The organism is Actinobacillus arthritidis (assembly GCF_029774155.1).
GTDB classification, from domain to species: domain Bacteria; phylum Pseudomonadota; class Gammaproteobacteria; order Enterobacterales; family Pasteurellaceae; genus Actinobacillus; species Actinobacillus arthritidis.
Map to the genome: position 1 here is coordinate 492,804 of NZ_CP103833.1, position 23,423 is coordinate 516,226.

The window sequence follows — 23,423 nt, forward strand, 5'->3', positions numbered from 1 at the left end:
GGATTTGATAAGCGGTTAAATATTTGACTTTATTTACAAATCTCCCTAATAACCCCTCTTTACTAAAGAGGGGGAATATTTAACAAAAGGAATACAAAATGGCATACAGCGAAAAAGTAATTGACCATTACGAGAACCCACGTAACGTAGGGACATTTGATAAAGAAGCGGCGGATATCGGTACCGGTATGGTAGGTGCACCGGCTTGTGGTGATATTTTACGCTTACAAATTAAAGTGAACGATCAGGGTATTATCGAAGATGCACGTTTTAAAGCGTACGGTTGTGGTTCTGCAATCGCATCAAGTTCTTTAATTACCGAATGGGTTAAAGGTAAATCTTTAGAAGAAGCGGGTGCTATTAAAAACAGCGATATCGCAGAAGAATTAGAACTACCACCGGTAAAAGTTCACTGCTCAATTCTTGCAGAAGACGCAATCAAAGCGGCGATTGCCGATTATAAAGAAAAACAAGCTAAGTAATATTTAACTTTGGATGACACGGAAAGCACGAAAACAAGCGGTTATTTTTTCGCAAAATTTTGCGAAATCAACGTTTTCGGGTATTTCCGTGTTTTCCGTGGTAAAGATCGTTTTCATTTAACAGATTAAAAAGGATAACTTATGGCAATTACATTGACAGAAACAGCAACAAATCGAGTTCGTACATTCTTAGAAAACCGTGGTAAAGGTATCGGTTTACGTTTAGGAGTGAAAACATCGGGCTGTTCGGGACTGGCTTATGTGCTTGAGTTTGTTGATGTGTTAAATGAGGATGATCAAGTGTTTGAGCAACACGGTGTAAAAGTGATCGTGGATGAAAAAAGCCTTGCCTATTTAGACGGCACCGAATTGGATTTCGTGAAAGAAGGCTTAAACGAAGGCTTTAAATATAACAATCCGAATGTAAAAGATTCTTGCGGTTGCGGTGAAAGTTTTAACGTATAGAGGAAAATCATGAATAATCCTTTTGCACTATTTGATTTACCGGTTCAATTTGAATTAGATAATGCTTTGCTTTCCGAACGTTATCTGGCATTACAAAAACAGCTTCATCCGGATAATTTTGCCAGCGCTCTTCAGCGGAACAATTAGCGACAGTACAAAAGTCGGCAGATGTGAATGCGGCATTGCAGACGTTAAAAGATCCGATTTTACGAGCGGAAGCGATAATTGAAATTCATACCGGTGAAGCAAAAAATCTCGAAGAAAAAAGTATGCGAGATATCGAGTTCTTAATGCAACAAATGGAATGGCACGAGAAGCTCGAAACGATTGAACACCGTAATGATGAAGACGAATTAACCGCCTTCTTAAAGCAAATTAAAACCGAACAAAAATCCGTTTTACAGCAATTGCAACAAACGCTTGAAGCGCAACAATGGCAACAAGCTAATGGGCTGACAGATCGCCTACGCTATTTTAAAAAGCTGATTATTCAAATCGAAAAAGTCGAAGAAAAATTCTTCGAGATGTAGTGGTATCAGCCGGATACAAGCGGTCGGATTTTAAGAGAATTTTGCAAATGTCTTTACCCTATATTTTGTTGGCATTAGTCGCCGGTTCCGCACTAGCAAGCCAAGCGGCAATCAATAGCCGATTAGCGCAAGCAATGCTCGGACAGCCGTTAGTGGCGGCGACAATTTCGTTTGCAACGGGGACAATTGCGTTACTGCTATTTTGTTTTTGGAAAACGGATTTAAGCGGTGCGTTACAACAACTTCCGTCACAGCCGTTTTGGAAATTGCTCGGTGGAATTTTAGGCGCCGGTTTCGTCTTTACCACGGTGTTTTTAGCCCCAAAAATCGGCATTACCAATATGCTGTTTTTTATTATTGTCGGGCAGTTGGTCACAGGAGCGATTATCGATCATTTCGGTTTGTTTGGTATGGCGGTTCGACCTTTCCAATTAAATCAATTAATCGGGTTATTAACGGTTGCTTGTGGTTTAGGGATTTATTTCTTAGCCCGAAAATAAGCGGTCGAATTTTAAGGAAATTTTGCAATGAAAGCATTAGAAGAATTATTAGATAAGCAATCAGCGTGGCTCATTTTAAGAGATTGGTTTACGCAAGCAAAAAATCATTATGAAATTTTAGCGAGCTATCCGGAAGATGCCGGTGCGGCACTGGTTGGAATGCGGCTTTCAACGCGTTCGCCAATGGGTGCAATCGTGTATGAAACCGGTGGCATTTTTATTGATCACGGCTGGTTGCGCATTTTAGGTTCCGGCAATGAAAAGCTACCGAGAGGCTTATTCGACTGGAATTTCGGTAAAACGTTTAAACAGTCAGGCGAACAACCGAGCCATTTATTAGTGGCGGATGATGCTATCGGCGGTTATTTTGCGATTAATGCCGGTGGCTTAGGTGACAAACTCGGGCAAGTTTACTATCACAATCCGAAAACCAAAAAATGGGAACCGTTAAATTTAGGTTATTCGGAATTTCTCGGCTGGGCATTAGCCGGTGATTTAGCTGATTTTTATAAAGACTTACGTTGGGAAAACTGGCAAGCGGATATTGCGAATTTACAAGGTCATCAAGTATTAGAATTAGAAAGTAAAATCGCCGTACCGATCGAACGCCATTACCAAGGCGTATTTGCACCGGAAAATATGGGATACTCCGTAGCATAATTTTATCACTCTCTCCCACAAGAGGAGAGAGTGTAGTAAGTGCTCGTTTTTGAATTAGATCTTGAGCAGAATTTGGTAGAGTCAGAACATAATATTATACAAAGAGAGATAAAAAATAATGGCATTACTTCAAATTGCTGAGCCGGGGCAGACGGTCGCACCACATCAGCATCGTTTAGCAATCGGTATTGACCTTGGCACAACCAATTCATTGGTGGCAAGTGTACGTAGCGGGCAAACGCAGGTGTTGTTAGATGATCAGGAACGAGCGTTAGTTCCATCCGTCGTCCACTACGGTGAACAACAAAAAATCGTTGGGGTTGAAGCATTTGCGCAAGCAAGTATTGACCCTCAGAATACGGTAATTTCGGCGAAACGTTTAATCGGTCGCTCACTAGCAGACGTACAAACACGTTATCCGGATTTGCCTTATAAATTTATCGCCAGTGATAACGGCTTACCGTTAATTCAGACTAAACAAGGTAATAAAAGTCCGGTTGAGGTATCAGCGGATATTTTAAGCCATTTAAATCGCTTTGCCGAACAACGTTTAGGCGGAGAATTATCCGGTGTAGTTATCACTGTACCGGCGTATTTTGATGACGCACAACGTCAAAGCACCAAAGATGCGGCGCGTCTTGCCGGTTTAAATGTATTACGTTTATTAAATGAACCAACGGCGCTAGCGATTGCTTATGGGTTGGATAGCGGACAAGAAGGCGTTATCGCAGTATATGATTTAGGCGGCGGTACTTTCGATATTTCGATTTTGCGTTTAAGTCGAGGTGTGTTTGAAGTGTTGGCGACCGGTGGTGATACCGCACTTGGCGGCGATGATTTCGACCATTTGCTAGCCGATTGGATTGCGGAACAGGCAAATTACAAACCGCAGAATGCCAATGAACAACGTGAATTATTAACGCTAGCTACCCAAACTAAAGTGGTGCTTTCACAAGCGGTCGAAACTGAAGTGAAATTTGCAAATTGGCAAGGTACGGTAAGCCGTGCGCAATTTAACGAGTTAATTCAGCCATTAGTTAAACGTTCATTGATGACTTGCCGCCGAGCGTTAAAAGATGCCGGTGTGGAGGTCGAAGAAGTTCGTGAAGTGGTAATGGTTGGCGGTTCAACCCGTGTGCCGTTTGTGCGTGAGCAAGTCGGCGAATTTTTCGAGAAGAATCCGTTAACCTCAATTGATCCGGATAAAGTTGTGGCATTAGGTGCGCGATTCAGGCGGATATCCTAGTGGGTAATAAACCGGATAGCGAAATGTCGCTGTTAGATGTGGTACCGCTTTCACTTGGTATCGAAACGATGGGTGGTTTAGTTGAGAAAATTATTCCGCGTAACACGACGATTCCGGTTGCACGTGCGCAAGAATTTACTACGGCGAAAGACGGTCAAACCGCAATGAGCGTACACGTGTTACAAGGCGAACGTGAGTTAGTCGAAGATTGTCGTTCACTTGGTCGCTTTACGTTACGAGGCATTCCGCCGATGGTTGCCGGTGCGGCGACAATTCGTGTTACTTATCAAGTGGATGCGGATGGTTTGCTCAGTGTTACGGCAATGGAAAAATCGACCAAAGTACAGGCTTCGATTCAAATTAAGCCGTCTTACGGTTTAACCGATGAAGAAGTCACGCAAATGATTAAATCTTCAATGACCAATGCCAAAGAAGATATGGAAGCTCGTCAACTTGCTGAACAGCGTGTTGAAGCAGATAGAACGATTGATACGGTAATTTCGGCATTGCAACAAGACGGTGCGGAAGTATTAAGCGTTGAAGAGTTTAAGTTAATTGAAGCGGAAATCGCAAAACTGATTCAATTAAAACAAGGTACGGATCGACAAGCAATTGCCCAAGGGGTAAAAGATTTAGATCTCGCAACACAAACATTTGTCGCGAAGCGAATGAATTTATCAATCCAAAAAGCATTAGCGGGTAAAGCCGTTGATGAAATTATTTAATTAGTGCCCTTCTGTGAAAAGAGGGGAAGAGTCAAATAAAAGAGGATATTATGCCAAAAGTTGTTTTTCTTCCGCATGAAGAGTTCTGTCCGGAAGGTATGGTGATTGAAGCGCAAACCGGCGACAATTTATTAGAGTTAGCGCACAATGCGGGTGTAGAAATTCACCATGCTTGTGACGGTTCTTGTGCGTGTACGACTTGCCATGTGGTTATTCGTGAAGGGTTTGATTCATTAAATGAAACAACCGATCAAGAAGAAGATATGCTAGATAAAGCATGGGGTCTGGAAATGGATAGCCGTTTAAGTTGCCAATGTGTAGTTGGCGAAGAAGACTTAGTGGTAGAGATTCCGAAATATAACTTAAATCACGCAAATGAGGCGGCACACTAATGAAATGGTCTGATACACGCATGATTGCGGAAAATCTGTATGATATGAATCCGGATTTGGATCCGACGACAGTTCGTTTTACCGATATGCATAAATGGATCTGCGAAATGGAAGATTTTGATGATGATCCGGAAGCGTCAAACGAACATATTTTAGAAGCGATTTTAACCATTTGGTTAGAAGAATACGAATAAGTATTCAAATAAGAAATCAAAAAAGAAATGGAAAAGGCAGAGCGAAGTCATTGCACTGCCTTTTTTATATCTAAAATTCAATCACTAGAATTTCACATTGACGGCAAAGGTAAAGTTACGTCCGATTTGCGGCACGTAAGGTAAGAATGAGTTATGAATATAGATTTGTTCATTCAATACGTTATTTGCTCGTAACGAGAAGGTGTAATCGACATTTTTGATAATGCGATTGTAATCAATCCCTAAATTCAGTAAGTTATAGCCTTGCGTTTTATTTTCCGTTACTTTACGAGCGACCATCGGTAAATTATTATTCACGTAGTTTTTAATTTCGCAGTCACTATCATCTCTAGTACATCCTTTCGGTGTATGCAATCTTGGTTTAATCGCAATGGTTGAAGTTGAAACACGTTTTTGAGTAAATACACGGATATATTCAACATTGGCAGACCAGTTCTGATTGAAATAACCTTGCCAACGGAAACCTAAACGGATTGGCGGAACACGAGGTGCGTTAGTTGCTGGGCGTTTAAGTTTATCTGTACCGATTTTACCCGGATAAGTGATTACACAGTATTCAGGCTCATTTTCAATATCTTTTTGGGTGCAATCCGGATCTAAGCTAACTTCCGGCGGTGCGATTAATTCCGCTTGGTTGCTAAAGCTTACACATCGGCTTAAATCGCCACCGTTTAATAAACAAGGGCTATCAATACTGCTTTCATCTAAGATCGGCTCTTTATCATAGAAATTTTTACCAATCACCGGCGATAATTTTCCAATACGTCCACGCACAATATCACCGAATAATGTGATGCTGTGATCAGGATGGAATTGGTAAGTCACTTCTGCTTCTAATCCGTAGAATTTGGCGGTAGTTTGATTATAACGGCGTAAGTAAAGATTACCTTCTTTCTCTACGTTTTCATTGAAAATATAGTTGTCGAAATCACTGTAATAACCGCTGGTTTTATAAAATAGCTTATCTCCGGTGTGTCTAAAGGCTAATTCATAGTTATCCGATTTTTCTTTGGTTAAATCTTTATTGCCATGCTCAAAAGAACTGGTTGCAAGGTGTTTACCCTGATAATAGAGTTCCATTGGCGATGGAATACGTTCGTTATGCGAATAGCTAAACGACACACGATTTTCCGGCGTAAAATCCCAAGAAGCTGTCGCAAGATAAGAAAGTGCATTTTGCGTATATGGGGTTAAATCCGGTTTAATCGGTGAATATTCCTGAGGTCTTGACGGATCTTTTTGGAAATTATTCAGCGCATGATCTAGTAGTTTTTGCTCATAATGTACCGGTGTTCTTTGTTTTTCATAACGAACTGCAGTATCTAAACTAAATTTACCCAAATTAAATTGTTCCAAGCCAAATAAACTGATGCTTTTATTGGTATGCGGTACAAGTAAATAAGGGCGATAACTGTTCACGTTATTATGTAATGCTTTGCTATAGGCTTCAGGTGATTCAAAATAACTTGGTAGCAATACTTCGCCAGCGCTGGCTTTTTGTGTCTGATATTGTAAACCGAACATTCCTTTAAAATGTTTGGTCGGCGTATGATAAAGTTCTAAGCGACTGTTAAATCCTTTATTTTTAAAAATCGCATTTTCACTTCCTTTATCAACGGTTGGATCACGTTCAATACTTTTTGGATTGTTTGCACTTTGCGGATTACCCGGATCGCGTTCATCGTGGTAATAATCGGCAAAAGTCAGACTCAATTTCGCTTTATCTAACCAGTTAAACGGTTGTAATAATTCTCCACGCACATCATATCGCTTGGTATTCATCAAAATATAAGGGCTATCGTGCAGGTGATTAACTAATATCCCAGTTGGGTTGTCTTCACTAGGTTCATTGTGATTATGCAGACAATGAGTATGCGGATTATCATAAATATCTTCATCACCCATTAAATGCGGATAAATAGAGAGGTAATAACGTCCGGAACCATACCACTGCGTGAAATGTTCTTTATCGCTGTTGCAATGAATATGCCCCGGAATACTATAGCGGTCTTTTCGTCGGCTGTAAGATGCGCCTAAATAGCCCTTGTCGTGAATATAAGAAAGTCCGATAGTACCGACATTCGATTTATTATCACTGCCGGGTAAGTAATGTAATTGTTCTGATTCCGCTTGGAATTTCGGCACACGATAGTTATCCGCATTACGTTTTAATCCTTCAATACGTAGAGCAAAATGATTACCCAGCCCTAAAGTAATACCGGCAGTATTCACCACTTCTTTGCTAGATGTGTTATAGCGAGTTAGTGCTTCTCCTTCCAAATTAGGTAAGAGCGCACCCACAGGCATTTGAGTTGGGATTCGCCCGTCTACCATATTTACTACGCCGGCTGGTGAGCTGTGCTATATAAAAGCGTATTTGCTCCTCGAACAATTTCCACTTGGCTAGCGAGTAAAGTATCGGCAACAACCACATGATCGGGAGAGAGAGAGGACATATCAATCACATCCGTACCGTTTTGCAGAATTTTAACGCGTACACCGTCTTGTCCTCGAATAATCGGCTTACTCGCACCGCCGCCAAATGGATTGGAATGTATACCTAATTCGCCGGCTAAAGCGTTACCTAAAGTTGCCGACCGATGTTTTAACTGTGATTTATCAACGACCTGATCGCTGATATTATCGGCATTATTGAGAATAGAATCTCCCAATTTGCCTTGTGCATTAACCTTCACTTCCTCTAATTCAATACGTTCTTCTGCCTGAGCTGTTAGGCTTAATAACGTAAAGAGAGCCACTGTAATGGCATTTTTTTTCATGGTTGTCCCCTTTTATATGAATAATAAGAATAATTAAAAAGGGGAGTATTATAGAATGAATAAACCATAAAAAAAATAGTGGAAATACAAAAAAATCCATTAAATTTTTATGGTTTATGTGGATTGAGAGGAAAAATATAATGTTTCGGCTATTTTTTCTTTAGTGTCGCGATCGCATTTGCCCGACGTTTATTCAGTTCATCTCTAATCGCTTGCTTTTCATAACCATCCGCAATCACTTGTTGTACATCTACTTGATTCGCCGCTTCGAAATAACGCTTAGCAAGTTCCGCTTGCGGATACTCTCTCTCTTCAAAGCCTAATCTGCCGCGTGCGTCCGCCTCACAAGCGAGTAAAAAATCAAAAAAACGTTGCGGTTTACGCCATACATCAAGCGCATTAAATACTTTCAATACGGTTTCCGAACGTAACTCCGCCATTTTATGGCAGTGTGTGTGATATTCGGTGACCAAAATGGCGAAGTCTTTGATATCTGTCGGTACTTTTAAGTGATTGGATAGCTCACGAGCCGGTTTGATACCTTTTACTTCGTGCCCGTAATGATGTGGGAGAATGTCTTTTTCGGTTAACCCTTTGCCTAAATCGTGGCAAAGCGCGGCCCATAACAAAGCGGTCGGATTTTCCGCATTTTTTGCAAGTCGTTTGGCTTGTTCCATCACCAATAAAGTATGAATACCACAATCAATTTCAGGGTGATGTTTCTCTGGTTGAGGCACTCCGAATAAGCGGTCTAATTCCGGAAATAATACGGCTAACGCACCGATTTCTCGTAATACTTCAAAATAGATTTGCGGATTATCAGTCGCAAATGCTTTTTGGGTTTCCAACCAAACACGCTCCGCGGTTAAGTGAGCCAATTCACCGCAAGCGGTCATTTCCTGCATTAACTTTACTGTTTCAGGCGCGATTTTAAAGCCGAGCGAATGGAAACGGGCGACAAAGCGAGCCACTCTTAAAACCCGCAGTGGATCTTCACTAAATGCCGGTGAAATATGACGAAGCAGACGATTTGCTAAATCTTGTTTACCACCGTATGGGTCAAAAATTTGACCGCTTGCATCTTGGGCAATCGCATTAATGGTTAAATCTCGACGGATTAAATCTTGTTCGAGCGTGACATCCGGCGAAAAATCGCAGAGAAAGCCGTTATAGCCGACCCCGTTTTTATGTTCTTGGCGAGCTAGTGCATATTCTTCTTTGGTTTTTGGATGTAAAAAAACGGGGAAGTCATTGCCGACTTGCTGATAGCCTTGTGCTAGCAGTTGTTCGGGCGTTGCACCAACCACCAGATAATCCCGATCTTTTACCGGTAAGTTTAATAACTGATCACGGATTGCACCGCCAACGAGATAAATTTGCATAGTTTTGTTACTTTTATGAAAGATGATTCCATTTTGCAGAATGATAAAAAAATTTGACCGCTTGTGTTGAGTGCAAGCGGTCAAATTTCTAACTTATTTTGCGATTATGCAACGGTTACTGATTCAATTACTACATCTTCAACCGGTACATCTTGGTGGAAGCCTTTGTTGCCTGTTTTCACGCCTTTGATTTTATCAACCACGTCCATACCTTCAACCACTTCACCGAATACCGCATAGCCCCATTCTTGCACCACTTCACGACCAAACATTTCTTTTGAACGGTAATCTAAGAAAGTATTGTCCGCTACGTTGATAAAGAACTGTGAGCTTGCTGAATGTGGATCAGAAGTACGTGCCATGGCAAGTGTGCCGCGTTTGTTGCTTAAACGATTGTTCGCTTCGTTTTGAATCGGCACTTTGGTTGCTTTTTCAATTAAGCCTGAAGTCATACCGCCGCCTTGAATCATAAAACCATCGATAACACGGTGGAAAATCGTACCGTTATAAAAGCCTTCTTTGCAGTAATCTTCAAAGTTTTTTGCGGTTACCGGTGCTTTTTCAAAGTTAAGTTCGATTTTAATGTCACCGAAATTCGTATGTAATGTAATCATTTAGATTTCCTTATAAAAGAGAAAGGGAAGTTTGGTGCGTTATTATTAAAAAGTTTACGGGAAATTGCAAAAAAATCTCAAAATTAGACCGCTTATTCGCTATACTTCTCAACATTGCGATAACAAATCAGTACAGAGGATACTATGCTCAAAATTTATAACACTTTAAAACGTGAAAAAGAAGAATTTAAACCAATTAACCCGAACCAAGTTGGTATGTATGTCTGCGGCGTTACGGTTTACGATCTCTGTCACTTTGGGCATGGACGTACTTTTGTTTCATTTGACGTGATTGCACGTTATTTACGTTATTTAGGCTATAACTTGCGTTATGTGCGTAACATTACCGATGTGGACGATAAAATCATCAAACGTGCATTAGAAAATAACGAAACTTGCGATCAATTAGTCGATCGTATGATTGCCGAAATGCATAAAGATTTTGATGATCTGAATATTCTTCGCCCGGATGTTGAGCCTCGTGCGACCAAACATATCCCGGAAATTGTAGCGATGGTGGAAAAACTGATCGCAAACGGCCATGCTTACGTAGCGGCGGATGGCGATGTGATGTTTGATGTGGAAAGTTTCAAAAAATACGGTGCGTTATCTCGCCAAAATTTAGAACAATTACAAGCGGGCGCACGTGTTGAAATTAAATCGGTGAAGAAAAATCCGATGGATTTCGTGTTATGGAAAATGTCGAAAGAAGGCGAGCCGAGTTGGCAAAGTCCGTGGGGCAACGGTCGCCCGGGTTGGCATATCGAATGTTCGGCAATGAACAGCAAAGAATTAGGTGAACATTTTGATATTCACGGTGGTGGCTCAGATTTAATGTTCCCTCACCACGAAAATGAAATTGCACAATCTTGCTGTGCCCATGGCGGCGATTATGTAAATTACTGGTTACATACCGGTATGCTAACGATTGACGATGAGAAAATGTCAAAATCGCTCGGCAATTTCTTCACGATTCGCACCATGTTAGAAAAATATGAATCGGAAACTTTACGTTATTTCTTCTTAACCGCGCACTATCGTAGCTTACTAAATTACAGCCTAGATAATTTAGATTTAGCACGCTCGGCGTTAGAACGTTTATACACTTCATTACGTGGTTGCGATTTATCGGTTGAAGTTGCTGGTGGCGAACAATACGTCGAAGCGTTTAAAGCGGCAATGGACGATGATTTCAATACGCCGGGCGCATTAGCAGTGTTATTTGAAATCGCACGTGAAGTGAATAAACTCAAAACCGAAGATATGGCGAAAGCGAACGGTTTAGCGGTGTGTTTAAAAGAATTAGTCGCTGTATTAGGTTTACTTTATCAAGATCCGGAAGCGTTTTTACAAGGCGATGCGAACAATGATGAAGTTGCGGAAATTGAAGCGTTAATTAAACAGCGTAACGAAGCAAAAGCCGCGAAAAATTGGGCGGTAGCCGATGAAGTACGCGATAAACTAAAAGCAATGAATATCGTGCTGGAAGACACACCAAACGGCACAACATGGCGTAAGGCGTAAGCATTAAGCGATAAAACAACAAGCGGTTGAATTTGTAAAAAATTTTGCAAATTCAATCGCTTTTTTCGTTCTTAGAATGATTAATTGCTTTTTTATTCTTTTTTAATATAAAAAAACTGGTTTAGTGAATTGACATAGCAATCTAGACGTCTAAAATAATAAACTGGCTTTTTAATTTATAGTGTGGAATATATAGGTATGATTCAGCTGAAAAATATCAGCAAACAGTTTGAGGTAAAGGGTAAAAAGATTACCGCCTTAGACAATGTAAACCTTGAGGTGCCGAAGGGGACGATTTACGGCGTTATTGGGGCGAGTGGTGCGGGCAAAAGTACGCTTATTCGCTGTGTGAATTTACTTGAACGTCCAACGATCGGTAGTGTGATTGTGGACGGGCAGGATTTGACCGCAATGTCGGAAAAAGAACTAATTTTAGCTCGCCGTAATATTGCGATGATTTTCCAGCATTTTAATTTGTTGGCGTCACATACGGTATATGAAAATATCGCATTACCGTTAACGTTAAGCAATACACCGAAAGAGCAAATTGAGAAAAAAGTTAATGAATTGATTGAATTAGTCGGCTTAACCGAACGTAAAGATGTTTATCCGAGCAATTTATCCGGCGGTCAGAAGCAACGTGTGGCAATCGCCCGTGCGTTAGCAAGTGATCCGCACGTTTTATTGTGTGATGAAGCGACAAGTGCGTTAGATCCGGCGACAACCCAATCGATTTTACAATTATTAAAAGACATTAATAAGCGTTTAGGCTTAACTATTTTATTGATTACCCATGAAATGGAAGTGGTGAAACGTATTTGTGATCGAGTGGCGGTGATCGATAAAGGTCAATTAATTGAAACCGGTTCGGTCAGTGAGATTTTCTCTAATCCGAAAACGGAATTGGCACAGAAATTTATTCAATCGACATTCCATTACGAATTACCGGCGGAATATACCGAGCAAGCTTTCTGAACATCCAACGCCCAACGGGAAACCAATTATTAAATTTGAATTTACCGGTCGTTCGGTGGATGCACCGTTACTTTCTATGGCATCGAAAAAATTCGGCATCGATTTCAGTATTTTAATGTCTCAGATTGATTATGCTGGTGGGGTCAAATTCGGCTTTGTGATTGCGGAAGTTACCGGCAATAACGATTCGATTGCGGAAGCAAAATTCTATTTAATGGATAATAATGTAAAAGTGGAGGTGTTAGGTTATGTGGGATAGTTTTATGCAAGAACTCACACCTCAAATGTGGGGCTTAGTCGGTACTTCAACGCTTGAAACGCTCTATATGGGCTTTGCGGCGACGCTACTTGCCGTGGTAGTCGGTTTACCAATCGGCTTCTTAGCATTCTTAACCGGCAAAGGTGAGATTTTAGAAAACCCGCGTTTACATCAGGTATTAGATGTTGTTATCAATATCGGTCGTTCTGTTCCGTTTATTATTTTGTTAGTGGTGTTGTTACCTTTTACCCGTTTATTGGTAGGGACAACGCTAGGTACAACGGCGCGATTGTGCCGTTAAGTGTCTCGGCAATTCCGTTTTTTGCGCGTTTAACTTCAAATGCGTTATTAGAAATTCCAGCAGGTTTAACCGAAGCGGCTAAATCAATGGGAGCAACCAATTGGCAGGTGGTTCGTAAATTCTATTTACCGGAATCACTTCCGATTTTAATCAACGGTATCACGTTAACCTTAGTGGCTTTAATTGGCTACTCAGCAATGGCGGGTGCAGTTGGCGGTGGTGGTTTGGGTAACCTTGCCATCAGTTACGGTGAACACCGTAACATGGTCTATGTAAAATGGATCTCAACAATTATTATTGTAGCGATTGTAATGGTCAGCCAAAAAATCGGCGATAACCTTGCAAAACGTTACGATCATCGTTAAACACAACATTAAAAAGGAGTTTTCCTATGAATTTCAAGAAAGTATTAGGCGTGGCGTTAGTGTCTGCTTTAGCATTAACCGGCTGTAACGAAGAGAAGAAAGCGGATGCAGCGGCACAAGCCACTTCAAAAATTAAAGTTGGCGTGATGTCTGGCCCGGAACATACTGTGGCGGAAAAAGCGGCACAAGTGGCGAAACAAAAATACGGTTTAGAAGTGGAATTCGTATTATTCAATGACTATGCGTTACCAAATACGGCGGTAAGTAAAGGCGATTTAGACGCAAACGCTTTCCAACACAAACCGTATTTAGATAAAGATAGCCAATCAAAAGGCTTAACTAACCTTGAAATTGTTGGTAATACTTTCGTATTCCCTCTTGCAGGTTATTCTAAAAAAATTAAAAACGTATCAGAGTTAGCAGAAGGTGCAGTGGTTGCAGTACCTAATGACCCTTCAAACCTTGCTCGTGCATTAATTCTTTTAGAGAAACAAGGTTTAATCAAATTAAAAGACAACACAAATTTATTCTCAACGACGTTAGATATTGTTGAAAATCCGAAAAAATTAAATATCAAAGAAGTGGATACTTCGGTAGCGGCAAAAGCATTAGATGATGTGGATTTAGCGGTGGTAAACAATACTTACGCAGGTCAGGTCGGTTTAAGTGCGAATGATGGTATTTTTGTAGAAGATAAAGATTCTCCGTATGTAAATATCATTGTGGCACGTAAAGATAACAAAGATAGCGAAGCAGTGAAAAACTTTGTGAAATCGTTCCAAACTGAAGAAGTGTTTGGCGAAGCACAAAAACACTTTAAAGACGGTGTCGTGAAAGGTTGGTAATCATTAACTGATTCCGAAAATTGTTAAACAAGCGGTAAAATTTATCTAAAATTTTGCAAAAGTAGCAGAGAATTTTACCGCTTCTTTTTATCTAAATTGAGAGGTTTATCCTATGAATATTAAGAAATTATTTGGTTTAGCCGTTGTTTCAGCTTTGGCATTAACCGGTTGTAAAGAAGAGAAAGCGACAGATACTACAAAAGTAGAAGCAAGAACATTAACGGTTGGTGTGATGCAAGGGCCTGAAGCACAAGTTAATGAAGTAGCAAGACGTATTGCTAAAGAAAAATATAACTTAGATGTGAAGTTGGTTGAATTTAGTGAATATACTCAACCGAATTACGCATTAAGCCATGGTGATTTAGATGTGAATGCTTTCCAGTCAGTACCATTCTTTGAGCGTGAAATGAAAGAGAAAGGCTATAAATTTGTTGCACAAGCGAATACGTTTGTGTTCCCTATTGCCGGTTATTCAAAAACGTTAAAAGCAATTGGTGACTTAAAAGAAGGTGCAAAAATTGCGATCTCAAATGAACTAAGTACAGTAGGTCGTTCATTACTGTTATTACAAGCCAACGGCGTGATTAAATTAAAAGATCCGACAAATCTTTATGCAACTGAAATCGACATTGTTGAAAATCCGAAAAAAGTGAAAATCACGCAAGTGGATACGGCATTATTAACACGTGCATTAGATGATGTAGATCTTGCCATCATTAATAATAACTATGCAGGTCAAGCAGGTTTAACACCGGAAAAAGACGGTGTGATTGTGGAAGCGAAAGATTCTCCGTATGTGAATTTGATCGTTTCTCGTGAAGACAACAAAGACAATCCAGCAATTAAAGACTTTGTTAAAGCCTTCCAAACCGAAGAAGTGTATCAAGAAGCACTTAAACACTTCCCAGGCGGTATTGTAAAAGGCTGGTAATCGATTGATAAAAATAAACCACGAATTTGCGTTCGTGGTTTATTTTTTGCGTCAGTTCAATACAGACTAACTTCGTAACCCTTTTTTAATCATCGGCTCAAAGAAATCATAGTCAACCAGAAAGGCATCGTGTCCGAAATTAGAGTGAAATTCATAGTAATCCACTTTTACACCTGCGGTTTCTAATCGTTGTTTACTTTTTTGTACGTCAATTTGCTTGAATAATTGATCGCTAGTTACCGCCACTAAGGTATAATTCGCTTTAATACGCTGTAAGGCTTCTTGTTCATTTGCATAGCCAAGTGCAGGATCATATAGATCTAATGCTCTTAATAAACGTAAATAGCTGTTAGCATCAAAACGATCGAGAAATTTCATACCTTGATAACTTAAATAGGATTCAACTTGGAAATAATCTCCCCAAATCTCACTTTGTTGCTTCATTTCTCTTCCAAATGCTCGCGCTAGTTGTACATCTGTTCGGTAAGTGAGCATCCCTAACATTCGTGCTATTTTTAAGCCATTATCCGGCGGTGTTCCGTCATAATAATCACCATGATTAAAATGTGGGTCATTAATAATTGCTTGACGCATAACGTGGTTGAATCCGATGGCTTCAGCACTAAATGTTAGTGAAGAACAAAGATTAACGATATTATCGACAAAATCAGGATAACTAATGCCCCATTGGGTTGCTTGCATTCCTCCGAAAGAACCACCGACTACGGCATGTAAATGAGAAATATCTAATGTATCAAGTAAGGCTTTTTGTACTTGAACAATATCTTGTACAGTAATGACTGGGAATTGACTGCCATATGGCTTACCAGTGCTAGGCGAGATGGAAGATGGGCCTGTTGTTCCTTTACAGCCACCGAGTACATTTGAACAAATAAAAAAATAACGGTTTGTATCAAATGCTAATCCTTCCCCTATAAAATCTTGCCACCAACCTTGCTCCGGTGAATTTTTATAAGGTTCCGCATCACCGGTTAGGGCATGACAAATAAGTACGACATTGCTCTTATCCTCATTTAGTGTACCGTAAGTTTGGTAAGCCACTTCAATGGGAGAAATCTCACCTCCAAGTGCAAGTGTCAGAGGTTGTTCTTTAAAAAGAGTCATACTATATGCCATCGTTTGTCCTAGATTTGCAAAATTTTATAAAAAATAAACCGCTTTATCTTTTTATGCGTATAGACGTCTAAACGCCTAAAAATATGTATAAAGTAATCGCCTAGAGAGTCTTTGTCAAGAAATTTTAGCCGTCTAAACGTCTAGAGTTCTAGTTGTTAAGTTAGGCTTGCAATTTTCATTGGCTCAGTTATGCTAGTTAAGTTGAACATTTACTCAAATGTATAGTCTATATACGACAGCTTTATCATACGGAATAATATGGAACTTATGCAAACGACAGAAACCGCGGTATACATAACACCTCTATGGAAGAGGTGCGTAGCGTTCTGTTTCCGTACTAGCTTATTATTCGGTTGGAGTATATTTATCATTGGGTTTTTATTGGTCGTGATTGATTGTGCTACCGGTTGGTATGTGAAAGATCGTATTTATACGGATATTAATAAGCTACCAAAGCATAAATATGCAATGGTACTCGGTACGGCAAAGTTTTATACAAAAGGTATACCAAATCTCTATTATAAATATCGTTTAGATGCGCGGTTGATTTAATTAATAAAGGAAAAGTATCACAACTCTTAGTCAGCGGTGATAATAAAACGCCCTATTATAATGAGCCTAAAGTAATGTCTAATGATCTATACCAGATGGGCGTACCGAAAGCGATTGTTCAACAGGACTTTGCTGGATATAGAACTTTAGATTCGGTTGTGAGAGCGACCAAAGTCTATAGAATAGAACCTTTTGTGATCGTTTCTCAACAATTTCACTGTGAAAGAGCATTATTTATTGCTAAATATCATAATATTAATGCGGTTTGTTTTGTCGCTAAATATCCGGAAGGACATATCAAAGTAAGATTGAGAGAGCTTTTGGCTAGAATTGGTATGATTTGGGATTTCCTAATTTGGACAAAACCGGAAACTTTTGAAGATGTAAAATCAAAATAAAATGCAACCTAATTAGGTTGCATTTTTTGTCTACAAATCCTAGCAAAATGTTTAGCTTTCACGTTTTACGATAAAAGCGACAAGCTCTTGTAGTGCGGTAGTATCAAATGGTAATTGTTCAAGTGAATCTAATGCGATTTGGTATAATTCTTGTGCTTTTTGTTTTGCACCTTCTAACCCCAGTAGTTTTGGATAAGTGCTTTTATGCAAGTTTTCGTCTGAACCTACCGTTTTACCAATTTTATCGGTTTCACCAATGACATCTAAAATATCATCTTGCACTTGGAACGCTAATCCAATTGCTTGTGCATAGCGTTCAAGCGGTTGTTTTACGGCTAAATTTTGCGAATGAGCGGATAAATTAAAGCCCATCAATACGGAAGCAATAATTAATGCACCGGTTTTATTACGATGAATTAATTCTAATTCAGCTAAATTGACCGCTTTATCTTCAGCAAGCAAATCGAGGCTTTGCCCTAAACACATGCCTCTTGCACCAGCGGCTTGAGCAAGTGCTTGAATTTGGCGGACTTTTTGCGAATCGGTTAATGATTCGTCTTGGGCGATCAGTTCAAAAGCAAAACTTTGTAACGCATCGCCGGCAAGAATAGCGGTTGCTTCATCAAAAGCAATATGACAGGTTGGTTTACCTCGGCGAAGTTTATCGTCATCCATTGCCGGTAAATCATCATGTACTAATGAATAAGCGTGGATCGCTTCCATTGCGGCGGCACTGTGATCAAGCTGTTCAAGCGATACACCGAGCGTTCTGCCGGTGGCATAAATCAGGAATGGACGAACACGTTTTCCACCCAACAATACGGCGTAAGACATTGCATCAATCAAAGCGGAGTCATAGGCTTGATATGTTTTTAATTGGGTACTTAAAAAATGATTGATGCGTTGTTGAATAACGCTAAGATCAGTTGAAAGAGAGTAGCTCATTGTTATTTTTATTCGTAATCGGAAAGTTCAGATTGGTCGTTTTTATTGAGTAAAATTTGAATGCGTTGCTCCACTTTTTGTAAGCGCTCTTGTCCTTGTTGGACAAGTTTCACCGCGACTTCAAATTCATTGAGTGCTTCTTCTAAAGGCAATTCGCCCGTTTCTAAGTGGCTGACAATTGCTTCTAATTCCTTAAGAGTTGATTCAAAATCTTGGGTGGGTTTTTTAGCCATATTTCAATTACCTAATTTAGGGCGATAAATGCGATAAGTTTATCGCCTCCCTTCTTTATTTGCAAATTCCTTTTACTTTTTAACCGCTTTTAGGTATGGTGCGAACGTATTTATACAAGCGGTAAATTTACAGGAATTTTTACTAATGAAAGTGACACAACTTAACCTTTATCCGATTAAATCAACGGCGACTTATCGTGTCGAACAAGCCTTTGTCGAGCCTAAAGGGCTAAACTTTGATCGAGAATTTATGATTACCGAAGCCGACGGTAAATTTATAACTGCCCGTAAAGATGCGGAGTTATACAACTTGTCTGTGTTTCCAATTGCGACGGGAGTCGTCATTTGCCATACAAGCGCTCAAAAATGTGTGGTACTTTACCAAGATTTCCAACGCGTGCAAACTAGCGAAGTATGGGGAACACATTTCGATTCGCTTGTGGCAACAGCCGAAGTAAATCAATGGTTAAGTGACATTTTCGGGCGAGCAGTGCAATTACGTTGGTTAGGAAGAAAAAGCCAACGTGAAGTGGCAAACTTTGCTCAACATCCGTTAAGTTTTGCCGATAGCAATCCAGTTTCACTGATGTCGGAAACATCACTTGAACAAGTTAAGCAGTGGTCGCCGGTTGAGATTTCGATGGAACGTTTTCGTCCGAATATTGTGATCGATGGAAATATTGCTTTTGAAGAAGAACAGTGGGAACAAGTACAAATCGGTGAGGTCATATTCACGAAGTCAGCGTTATGCACCCGTTGTATAATGATTACCCGTGATTTAACCACACTTGAACTCGACCCGAACGTTGAGCCTTTCCGAATACTTAAACAAATGCATACCAATGAAAAAGGTAAGCCGGTTTTTGGTATTCATTTAGTGCCTCAAAATAGCGGCGTAATTCGCTTAGGCGATCAAGTCTTAATAAAATCTTAATAATCATTCGATACTATTTGTACAGCTGATTATCAGTTCGTGCTTTATTTTAAATTTAAAAGGAGAAATTATGGAACAACGTCGTTCTGTGTTGTTCCCAATACTGTTTTTTGTTGGGATCAATCTACTCATACTGTCTTTATCTCGCCTCGGGCTCGGCTTGTGGCAAGCTGATCGCGTTTCCGCCGTTGATGGTTGGTTACCGCTTTTCTTACAAGGTATTCGCATTGATATTTCCGCCCTTTGTTGGTTATTTGGTGTACCGGCACTATTTACCGCACTTTTCTTAAATAACAATATATTAGGTAATGTATGGCGTATCATTTTACGTATCTGGCTCACCGCCGGTTCAGTCTTTATTCTGTTTATGGAAGCGACGACGCCAAACTTTATTGAAACCTTCGATTTACGTCCCAACCGACTGTTTATCGAATATTTAGTACACCCAAAAGAAGTGTTTACTATGCTGATTAATGGGCATTTAACCACGGTTATTATTAGCTCATTATTAGCATTGATTTCGTTAGTGGTGTATTGGAAATTGTCTGGTTGGGCGACTAACAATCTTCGTTTTCCGAATTGGAAATTCCGTCCATTAATCGCTTTATTGGTTGCCACGTTAGTATTTATCGGTGGACGTTCATCTTTCGCTCATCGTGGTATAAACCCAGCAATGGTGGCATTTTCTAGTGATCCGTTAATTAACTCATTAGTGTTAAACTCAGGTTATTCTGTGTTGTATGCGATACAACAATTAAAAGATGAAGATAAATCTTCTGAGCAATACGGCAAGATGTCCGTAGAAGAAATGTTTACTTTGATTAAACAGGCGAGAGGCAGAACGGATGCTGAATATATTTCAACGGAAATTCCGACTTTAACTTATAACCAAGCGACCTATCAAGGCAAGCCGAAAAATATCGTGATTATTTTAGAAGAAAGCTTAGGTGCGCAGTTTGTCGGAACGCTTGGTGGCAAACCGCTTACCCCAAATTTTGACAGTTTGGCAAAAGAAGGTTGGTTATTTGAGAATTTATATGCCACCGGAACTCGCTCCGTGCGGGGTATTGAAGCGGTTACTACCGGATTTACGCCGACACCGGCACGTGCGGTGGTAAAATTAACTAAGAGCCAGACTAATTTCTTTAGCATTGCCGAGCTGTTACGCCGTCAAGGCTATGACACTAGCTTTATCTATGGCGGAGAAAAACATTTCGACAATATGGCGAGCTTTTTCTATGGTAACGGCTTTACCCGCATTATTGATGAAAAAGATTATAAAAATCCGAAATTTAAAGCGACTTGGGGTATGAGTGACGAAGATCTGTTTGATAAAGCGAATGAAACTTTCACTCAGTTACACAAAGAAGGTAAACCGTTTTTCAGCTTAGTGTTTAGCTCAAGTAATCATGATCCGTTTGAATTTCCAGACGGTAAAATTGAGTTATATGAACAGCCGAAACAAACTCGAAATAATGCGGCTAAATATGCTGATTTTGCGATTGGGCATTTCTTCGAGTTAGCTAAAAAATCAGCTTATTGGCAAGATACGATTTTCTTAGTAATTGCCGATCACGATTCTCGTGCGGTTGGTGAACATTTGGTACCGATTCAACATTTCCATATTCCGGCATTATTTATCGGTGAGGGCATTGAAGCAAAACGTGATAACCGTTTAGTCAGCCAAATTGATATGCCGGCGACTTTACTTTCACTTGCCGGTGTGAGTGGAGAATATCCTATGTTGGGTTATGATTTAACTAAAGATGTAAATCCGAATCGAGCCTTTATGCAATATGATGCAACACAAGCGATGATGAAAGGTGATGGATCGGTAGTGGTGATGCGTCCAAATACACCGATTCAAGGTTTTATTTACAATAAAGCGGATCACAGTTTGAAAGAGCAGGAACAGCCGGAAGCAATGAAGAAAGAAGCGTTAGCGCATGCGGCTGCTCAGCGGCGATTTATATAAACAGCTATATAAATTACCGAAGCTAGAAAAATAATAGTTTTACTTCAGTAACAAGCGGTTAAATTTTACAATAAATTTGCATAAGGTAAATTTTAATTGGAATTTAACCGCTTGTTATTTTGCATAGAGTGAGAATGTAACAGAGAAATAAGAATGATTTTGGGGAGGATAGAAAAGGGTGGGGCATTACCAGCAACCCTCGGCACACAGAAATTTCAACCCAAGTCGCTTTCTTCCGAACCTGACTAAGTAAGCTGAACACCGTTGCGAGGAACCAATAACGCCCCATTGGATTATGTATTTGCAAAAATACATAAGGATTCCTATTATAAGCAATTTTTATGCTAAAACAAGAATTTATTTAGAATGAAATGTACAAGTGGTTAGAATATTAGCAAATATATTCCCTATGCTTTTACTAAAAGTACAACGGCTTCACAAGCAATGCCTTCTCCACGTCCGGTAAAACCGAGTTTCTCAGTGGTTGTCGCTTTTACATTGACTTGCGTTACATCACATTGTAAATCATCTGCGATAGTTTGACGCATTTGATCAATATAGGGACGCATTTTAGGTGCTTGTGCAATAATTGTCACATCGACATTACCGACTTTATAGCCCTGAAGACGTACTTGGCGATAGGCTTCAATTAATAATTTACGACTGTCTGCATTTTTGTATTGCATATCCGTATCGGGGAAGAGCTTCCCAATATCTCCCAAAGCAACAGCACCTAATAGTGCATCGGTAAGTGCATGTAAAGCAACATCCCCGTCACTATGTGCAATAAAGCCAGTATGGTAAGGTACTTCTACACCACAAATCATAAGAGGGCGATCTTGACCAAATGCATGTACGTCAAAACCATGTCCAATTCGTATCATTCTTTTTTCTCCGAATAATGAGTTAAATAAAATTCAGCTAAAGCTAAATCCTCAGGACGAGTAATTTTTAAATTATCGCTTCTGCCGGTAATCAATAAAGGCTGATAACCGTAATATTCCATGGCGGAAGCCTCATCGGTAATGGTTAAACCTTTTTCAAAGGAATTGATAAGTGCTCGCTTTAAGTAAATCGAGAGGAAAAATTGCGGCGTTAATGCGTGCCAAAGCGTTGAACGATCTTCGGTATGTATGATTTTATTTCCATTCGCTCTTTTCATTGTGTCGATAGCAGGCACAGCAAGGATTGCACCATGTCTATCTTCAACTTGTAATAATTTCTCTAAATCGGACCGCTGTAAACAAGGACGAGCAAGATCATGGACTAATACCCAAGCATCATTTTCAATGACTTGTAAGGCATTAAAAACGGAGTCTGCACGTGTTTCACCACCAAATACAATTTGTATTTTAGGATGTTTTAAAAGAGGAATTTCAGGATAAAAGGTATCTTGTTTTGAAACGGCAATAATAATTTTATCAATCTGAACGTGATGTAAAAATATTTCAACCGTGTGTTCTAAAATTGTTTTATTTTGTAATTTTAAATATTGTTTGGGTAGGGGCGAATTCATTCGACTTCCAACACCGGATGCTGGAATAACCGCAATAATTTTACGCATCATTAGTGTCGTTCCTTTTATTTTAATTACGGGGGACGATTCGATAGAACGTTTCGTTACTTTTTACCATTTCACGTTCTAGTCTAGCGCGTTCTTCTAGTGCATTTACACCGTTTTTTAAATCATTAATTTCAGCAAGGATAAGATTATTTCTTGTTTCCAATTTTGCATTTTGGTCTTTTAGTGCTTCTACAGAGGTTTGAGCAGTTTGGTAGTCATTCCAACCGTTTTTCCCGAACCAAAAACTATATTGAAAAAAAGCAACTAAAAAGGCAAAAAAGATAATAAGTATACGCATCGGTTTTCTCTAAATGATGTCAATCAAATGGTCTAATTTTACCTTTTTTTTGTAAAAAGAAAAATGAATCTGGAGAATAACCTTCTAATGCCTGAAAAATGAGCGATAAACAACATTTTTAAGAAAATTAATCAGAGAAATCCTCCGAATTTTTCTAAAAATTTGAAGTAGTTAACATTTTTTTTATAAAGAATTC

The 23,423-nt window shown here is 39.6% G+C and carries 20 protein-coding genes, 1 other RNA gene and 6 pseudogenes; 16 read left to right on the forward strand and 11 right to left on the reverse strand.

Features of this window, described 5'->3' with window-relative positions; all coding sequences use genetic code 11:
- Positions 1–98 precede the first annotated feature (98 nt).
- The 8 genes and pseudogenes from iscU to iscX all read left to right on the forward strand — a co-directional run bounded on the left by iscU (position 99) and on the right by iscX (position 5,194).
- Positions 99–482, forward strand: a complete 384-nt coding sequence (gene iscU / locus NYR89_RS02415; RefSeq protein ID WP_005597611.1) for a Fe-S cluster assembly scaffold IscU — start codon at positions 99–101, stop codon at positions 480–482.
- 141 nt (positions 483–623) lie between these two features.
- The gene (iscA, locus tag NYR89_RS02420; protein ID WP_279446191.1) at positions 624–947 is read left to right on the forward strand and encodes an iron-sulfur cluster assembly protein IscA; all 324 of its coding nucleotides are present in this window, start codon (positions 624–626) and stop codon (positions 945–947) included.
- 9 nt (positions 948–956) lie between these two features.
- Positions 957–1,477, forward strand: a pseudogene (hscB, locus tag NYR89_RS02425) (Fe-S protein assembly co-chaperone HscB).
- A gap of 47 nt (positions 1,478–1,524) precedes the next feature.
- Positions 1,525–1,977 (forward strand): DMT family transporter, encoded by a 453-nt coding sequence (locus tag NYR89_RS02430; RefSeq protein WP_039196395.1) that lies wholly within the window; start codon positions 1,525–1,527, stop codon positions 1,975–1,977.
- A 27-nt stretch (positions 1,978–2,004) separates the two neighbouring features.
- Complete coding sequence (locus NYR89_RS02435) at positions 2,005–2,637, forward strand: DUF2625 family protein (RefSeq protein WP_279446192.1); 633 nt, start codon at positions 2,005–2,007, stop codon at positions 2,635–2,637.
- Positions 2,638–2,755: 118 nt separating this feature from the next.
- Positions 2,756–4,608: pseudogene (gene hscA / locus NYR89_RS02440) on the forward strand (Fe-S protein assembly chaperone HscA).
- Positions 4,609–4,658: 50 nt separating this feature from the next.
- Entirely contained in the window at positions 4,659–5,000 is a 342-nt protein-coding gene (gene fdx, locus NYR89_RS02445) for an ISC system 2Fe-2S type ferredoxin (RefSeq protein ID WP_005623313.1), read from the forward strand.
- Positions 5,000–5,194 carry a Fe-S cluster assembly protein IscX gene (gene iscX, locus NYR89_RS02450; RefSeq protein ID WP_018651770.1) on the forward strand — a complete coding sequence of 65 codons (195 nt, stop codon included), beginning with the start codon at positions 5,000–5,002 and terminating at the stop codon, positions 5,192–5,194. The genes fdx and iscX overlap by 1 nt, the downstream gene beginning before the upstream one ends.
- Before the next feature lie 84 nt (positions 5,195–5,278).
- Here the strand turns inward: iscX and NYR89_RS02455 are convergent, their stop codons facing one another.
- The 4 genes from NYR89_RS02455 to NYR89_RS02470 all read right to left on the reverse strand — a co-directional run bounded on the left by NYR89_RS02455 (position 5,279) and on the right by NYR89_RS02470 (position 9,991).
- Positions 5,279–7,549, reverse strand: a complete 2,271-nt coding sequence (locus NYR89_RS02455) for a TonB-dependent receptor domain-containing protein (protein ID WP_279446193.1) — start codon at positions 7,547–7,549, stop codon at positions 5,279–5,281.
- 5 nt (positions 7,550–7,554) lie between these two features.
- Positions 7,555–7,995 (reverse strand): TonB-dependent receptor plug domain-containing protein, encoded by a 441-nt coding sequence (locus tag NYR89_RS02460; RefSeq protein ID WP_279446194.1) that lies wholly within the window; start codon positions 7,993–7,995, stop codon positions 7,555–7,557.
- Positions 7,996–8,144: 149 nt separating this feature from the next.
- Positions 8,145–9,377 (reverse strand): multifunctional CCA addition/repair protein, encoded by a 1,233-nt coding sequence (locus NYR89_RS02465; RefSeq protein ID WP_279446195.1) that lies wholly within the window; start codon positions 9,375–9,377, stop codon positions 8,145–8,147.
- A 104-nt stretch (positions 9,378–9,481) separates the two neighbouring features.
- A complete protein-coding gene (locus NYR89_RS02470) occupies positions 9,482–9,991 on the reverse strand; it encodes a peptidylprolyl isomerase (RefSeq protein WP_279446196.1) in 510 nt (169 codons plus the stop codon).
- A 144-nt stretch (positions 9,992–10,135) separates the two neighbouring features.
- On the opposite strand from NYR89_RS02470, the gene cysS reads away from it, so the two are divergent.
- The 5 genes and pseudogenes from cysS to NYR89_RS02495 all read left to right on the forward strand — a co-directional run bounded on the left by cysS (position 10,136) and on the right by NYR89_RS02495 (position 15,191).
- On the forward strand, positions 10,136–11,515 hold the full coding sequence (gene cysS, locus NYR89_RS02475; protein WP_279446197.1) for a cysteine--tRNA ligase: 1,380 nt from the start codon (positions 10,136–10,138) through the stop codon (positions 11,513–11,515).
- Positions 11,516–11,713: 198 nt separating this feature from the next.
- A pseudogene (metN, locus tag NYR89_RS02480) lies at positions 11,714–12,749 on the forward strand (methionine ABC transporter ATP-binding protein MetN).
- Positions 12,739–13,415 (forward strand): annotated as a pseudogene (locus NYR89_RS02485) (methionine ABC transporter permease). Before metN ends, NYR89_RS02485 begins: the two co-directional pseudogenes overlap by 11 nt.
- A 26-nt stretch (positions 13,416–13,441) precedes the next feature.
- Positions 13,442–14,260 carry a MetQ/NlpA family lipoprotein gene (locus NYR89_RS02490; RefSeq protein WP_279446198.1) on the forward strand — a complete coding sequence of 273 codons (819 nt, stop codon included), beginning with the start codon at positions 13,442–13,444 and terminating at the stop codon, positions 14,258–14,260.
- Positions 14,261–14,372: 112 nt separating this feature from the next.
- Positions 14,373–15,191 carry a MetQ/NlpA family ABC transporter substrate-binding protein gene (locus tag NYR89_RS02495; protein ID WP_279446199.1) on the forward strand — a complete coding sequence of 273 codons (819 nt, stop codon included), beginning with the start codon at positions 14,373–14,375 and terminating at the stop codon, positions 15,189–15,191.
- A gap of 66 nt (positions 15,192–15,257) precedes the next feature.
- On the opposite strand, the gene metX is transcribed toward NYR89_RS02495, so the two are convergent.
- Positions 15,258–16,328: a homoserine O-acetyltransferase MetX gene (metX, locus tag NYR89_RS02500; protein WP_279446200.1), complete on the reverse strand. Its 1,071-nt coding sequence runs from the start codon at positions 16,326–16,328 to the stop codon at positions 15,258–15,260.
- 258 nt (positions 16,329–16,586) lie between these two features.
- On the opposite strand from metX, the pseudogene NYR89_RS02505 reads away from it, so the two are divergent.
- A pseudogene (locus tag NYR89_RS02505) lies at positions 16,587–17,278 on the forward strand (SanA/YdcF family protein).
- 51 nt (positions 17,279–17,329) lie between these two features.
- On the opposite strand, the gene ispA reads toward NYR89_RS02505, so the two are convergent.
- Positions 17,330–18,223, reverse strand: a complete 894-nt coding sequence (gene ispA, locus NYR89_RS02510; protein WP_279446201.1) for a (2E,6E)-farnesyl diphosphate synthase — start codon at positions 18,221–18,223, stop codon at positions 17,330–17,332.
- Positions 18,224–18,231: 8 nt separating this feature from the next.
- Positions 18,232–18,456: an exodeoxyribonuclease VII small subunit gene (gene xseB, locus NYR89_RS02515; RefSeq protein WP_279446202.1), complete on the reverse strand. Its 225-nt coding sequence runs from the start codon at positions 18,454–18,456 to the stop codon at positions 18,232–18,234.
- A 145-nt stretch (positions 18,457–18,601) separates the two neighbouring features.
- On the opposite strand from xseB, the gene NYR89_RS02520 reads away from it, so the two are divergent.
- On the forward strand, positions 18,602–19,390 hold the full coding sequence (locus NYR89_RS02520) for an MOSC domain-containing protein (protein ID WP_279446203.1): 789 nt from the start codon (positions 18,602–18,604) through the stop codon (positions 19,388–19,390).
- A gap of 70 nt (positions 19,391–19,460) precedes the next feature.
- Positions 19,461–21,399 (forward strand): annotated as a pseudogene (locus tag NYR89_RS02525) (LTA synthase family protein).
- Positions 21,400–21,548: 149 nt separating this feature from the next.
- On the opposite strand, the gene ffs reads toward NYR89_RS02525, so the two are convergent.
- The 4 genes from ffs to ftsB form a co-directional block, all read right to left on the reverse strand.
- Positions 21,549–21,646, reverse strand: an RNA gene (gene ffs, locus NYR89_RS02530) — signal recognition particle sRNA small type.
- Positions 21,647–21,772: 126 nt separating this feature from the next.
- Complete coding sequence (gene ispF / locus NYR89_RS02535) at positions 21,773–22,249, reverse strand: 2-C-methyl-D-erythritol 2,4-cyclodiphosphate synthase (RefSeq protein ID WP_279446204.1); 477 nt, start codon at positions 22,247–22,249, stop codon at positions 21,773–21,775.
- Positions 22,246–22,932 (reverse strand): 2-C-methyl-D-erythritol 4-phosphate cytidylyltransferase, encoded by a 687-nt coding sequence (ispD, locus tag NYR89_RS02540; RefSeq protein ID WP_279446205.1) that lies wholly within the window; start codon positions 22,930–22,932, stop codon positions 22,246–22,248. The genes ispF and ispD overlap by 4 nt, the downstream gene beginning before the upstream one ends.
- Positions 22,933–22,951: 19 nt before the next feature.
- Positions 22,952–23,227 carry a cell division protein FtsB gene (gene ftsB, locus NYR89_RS02545; protein ID WP_279446206.1) on the reverse strand — a complete coding sequence of 92 codons (276 nt, stop codon included), beginning with the start codon at positions 23,225–23,227 and terminating at the stop codon, positions 22,952–22,954.
- Positions 23,228–23,423 lie beyond the last annotated feature (196 nt).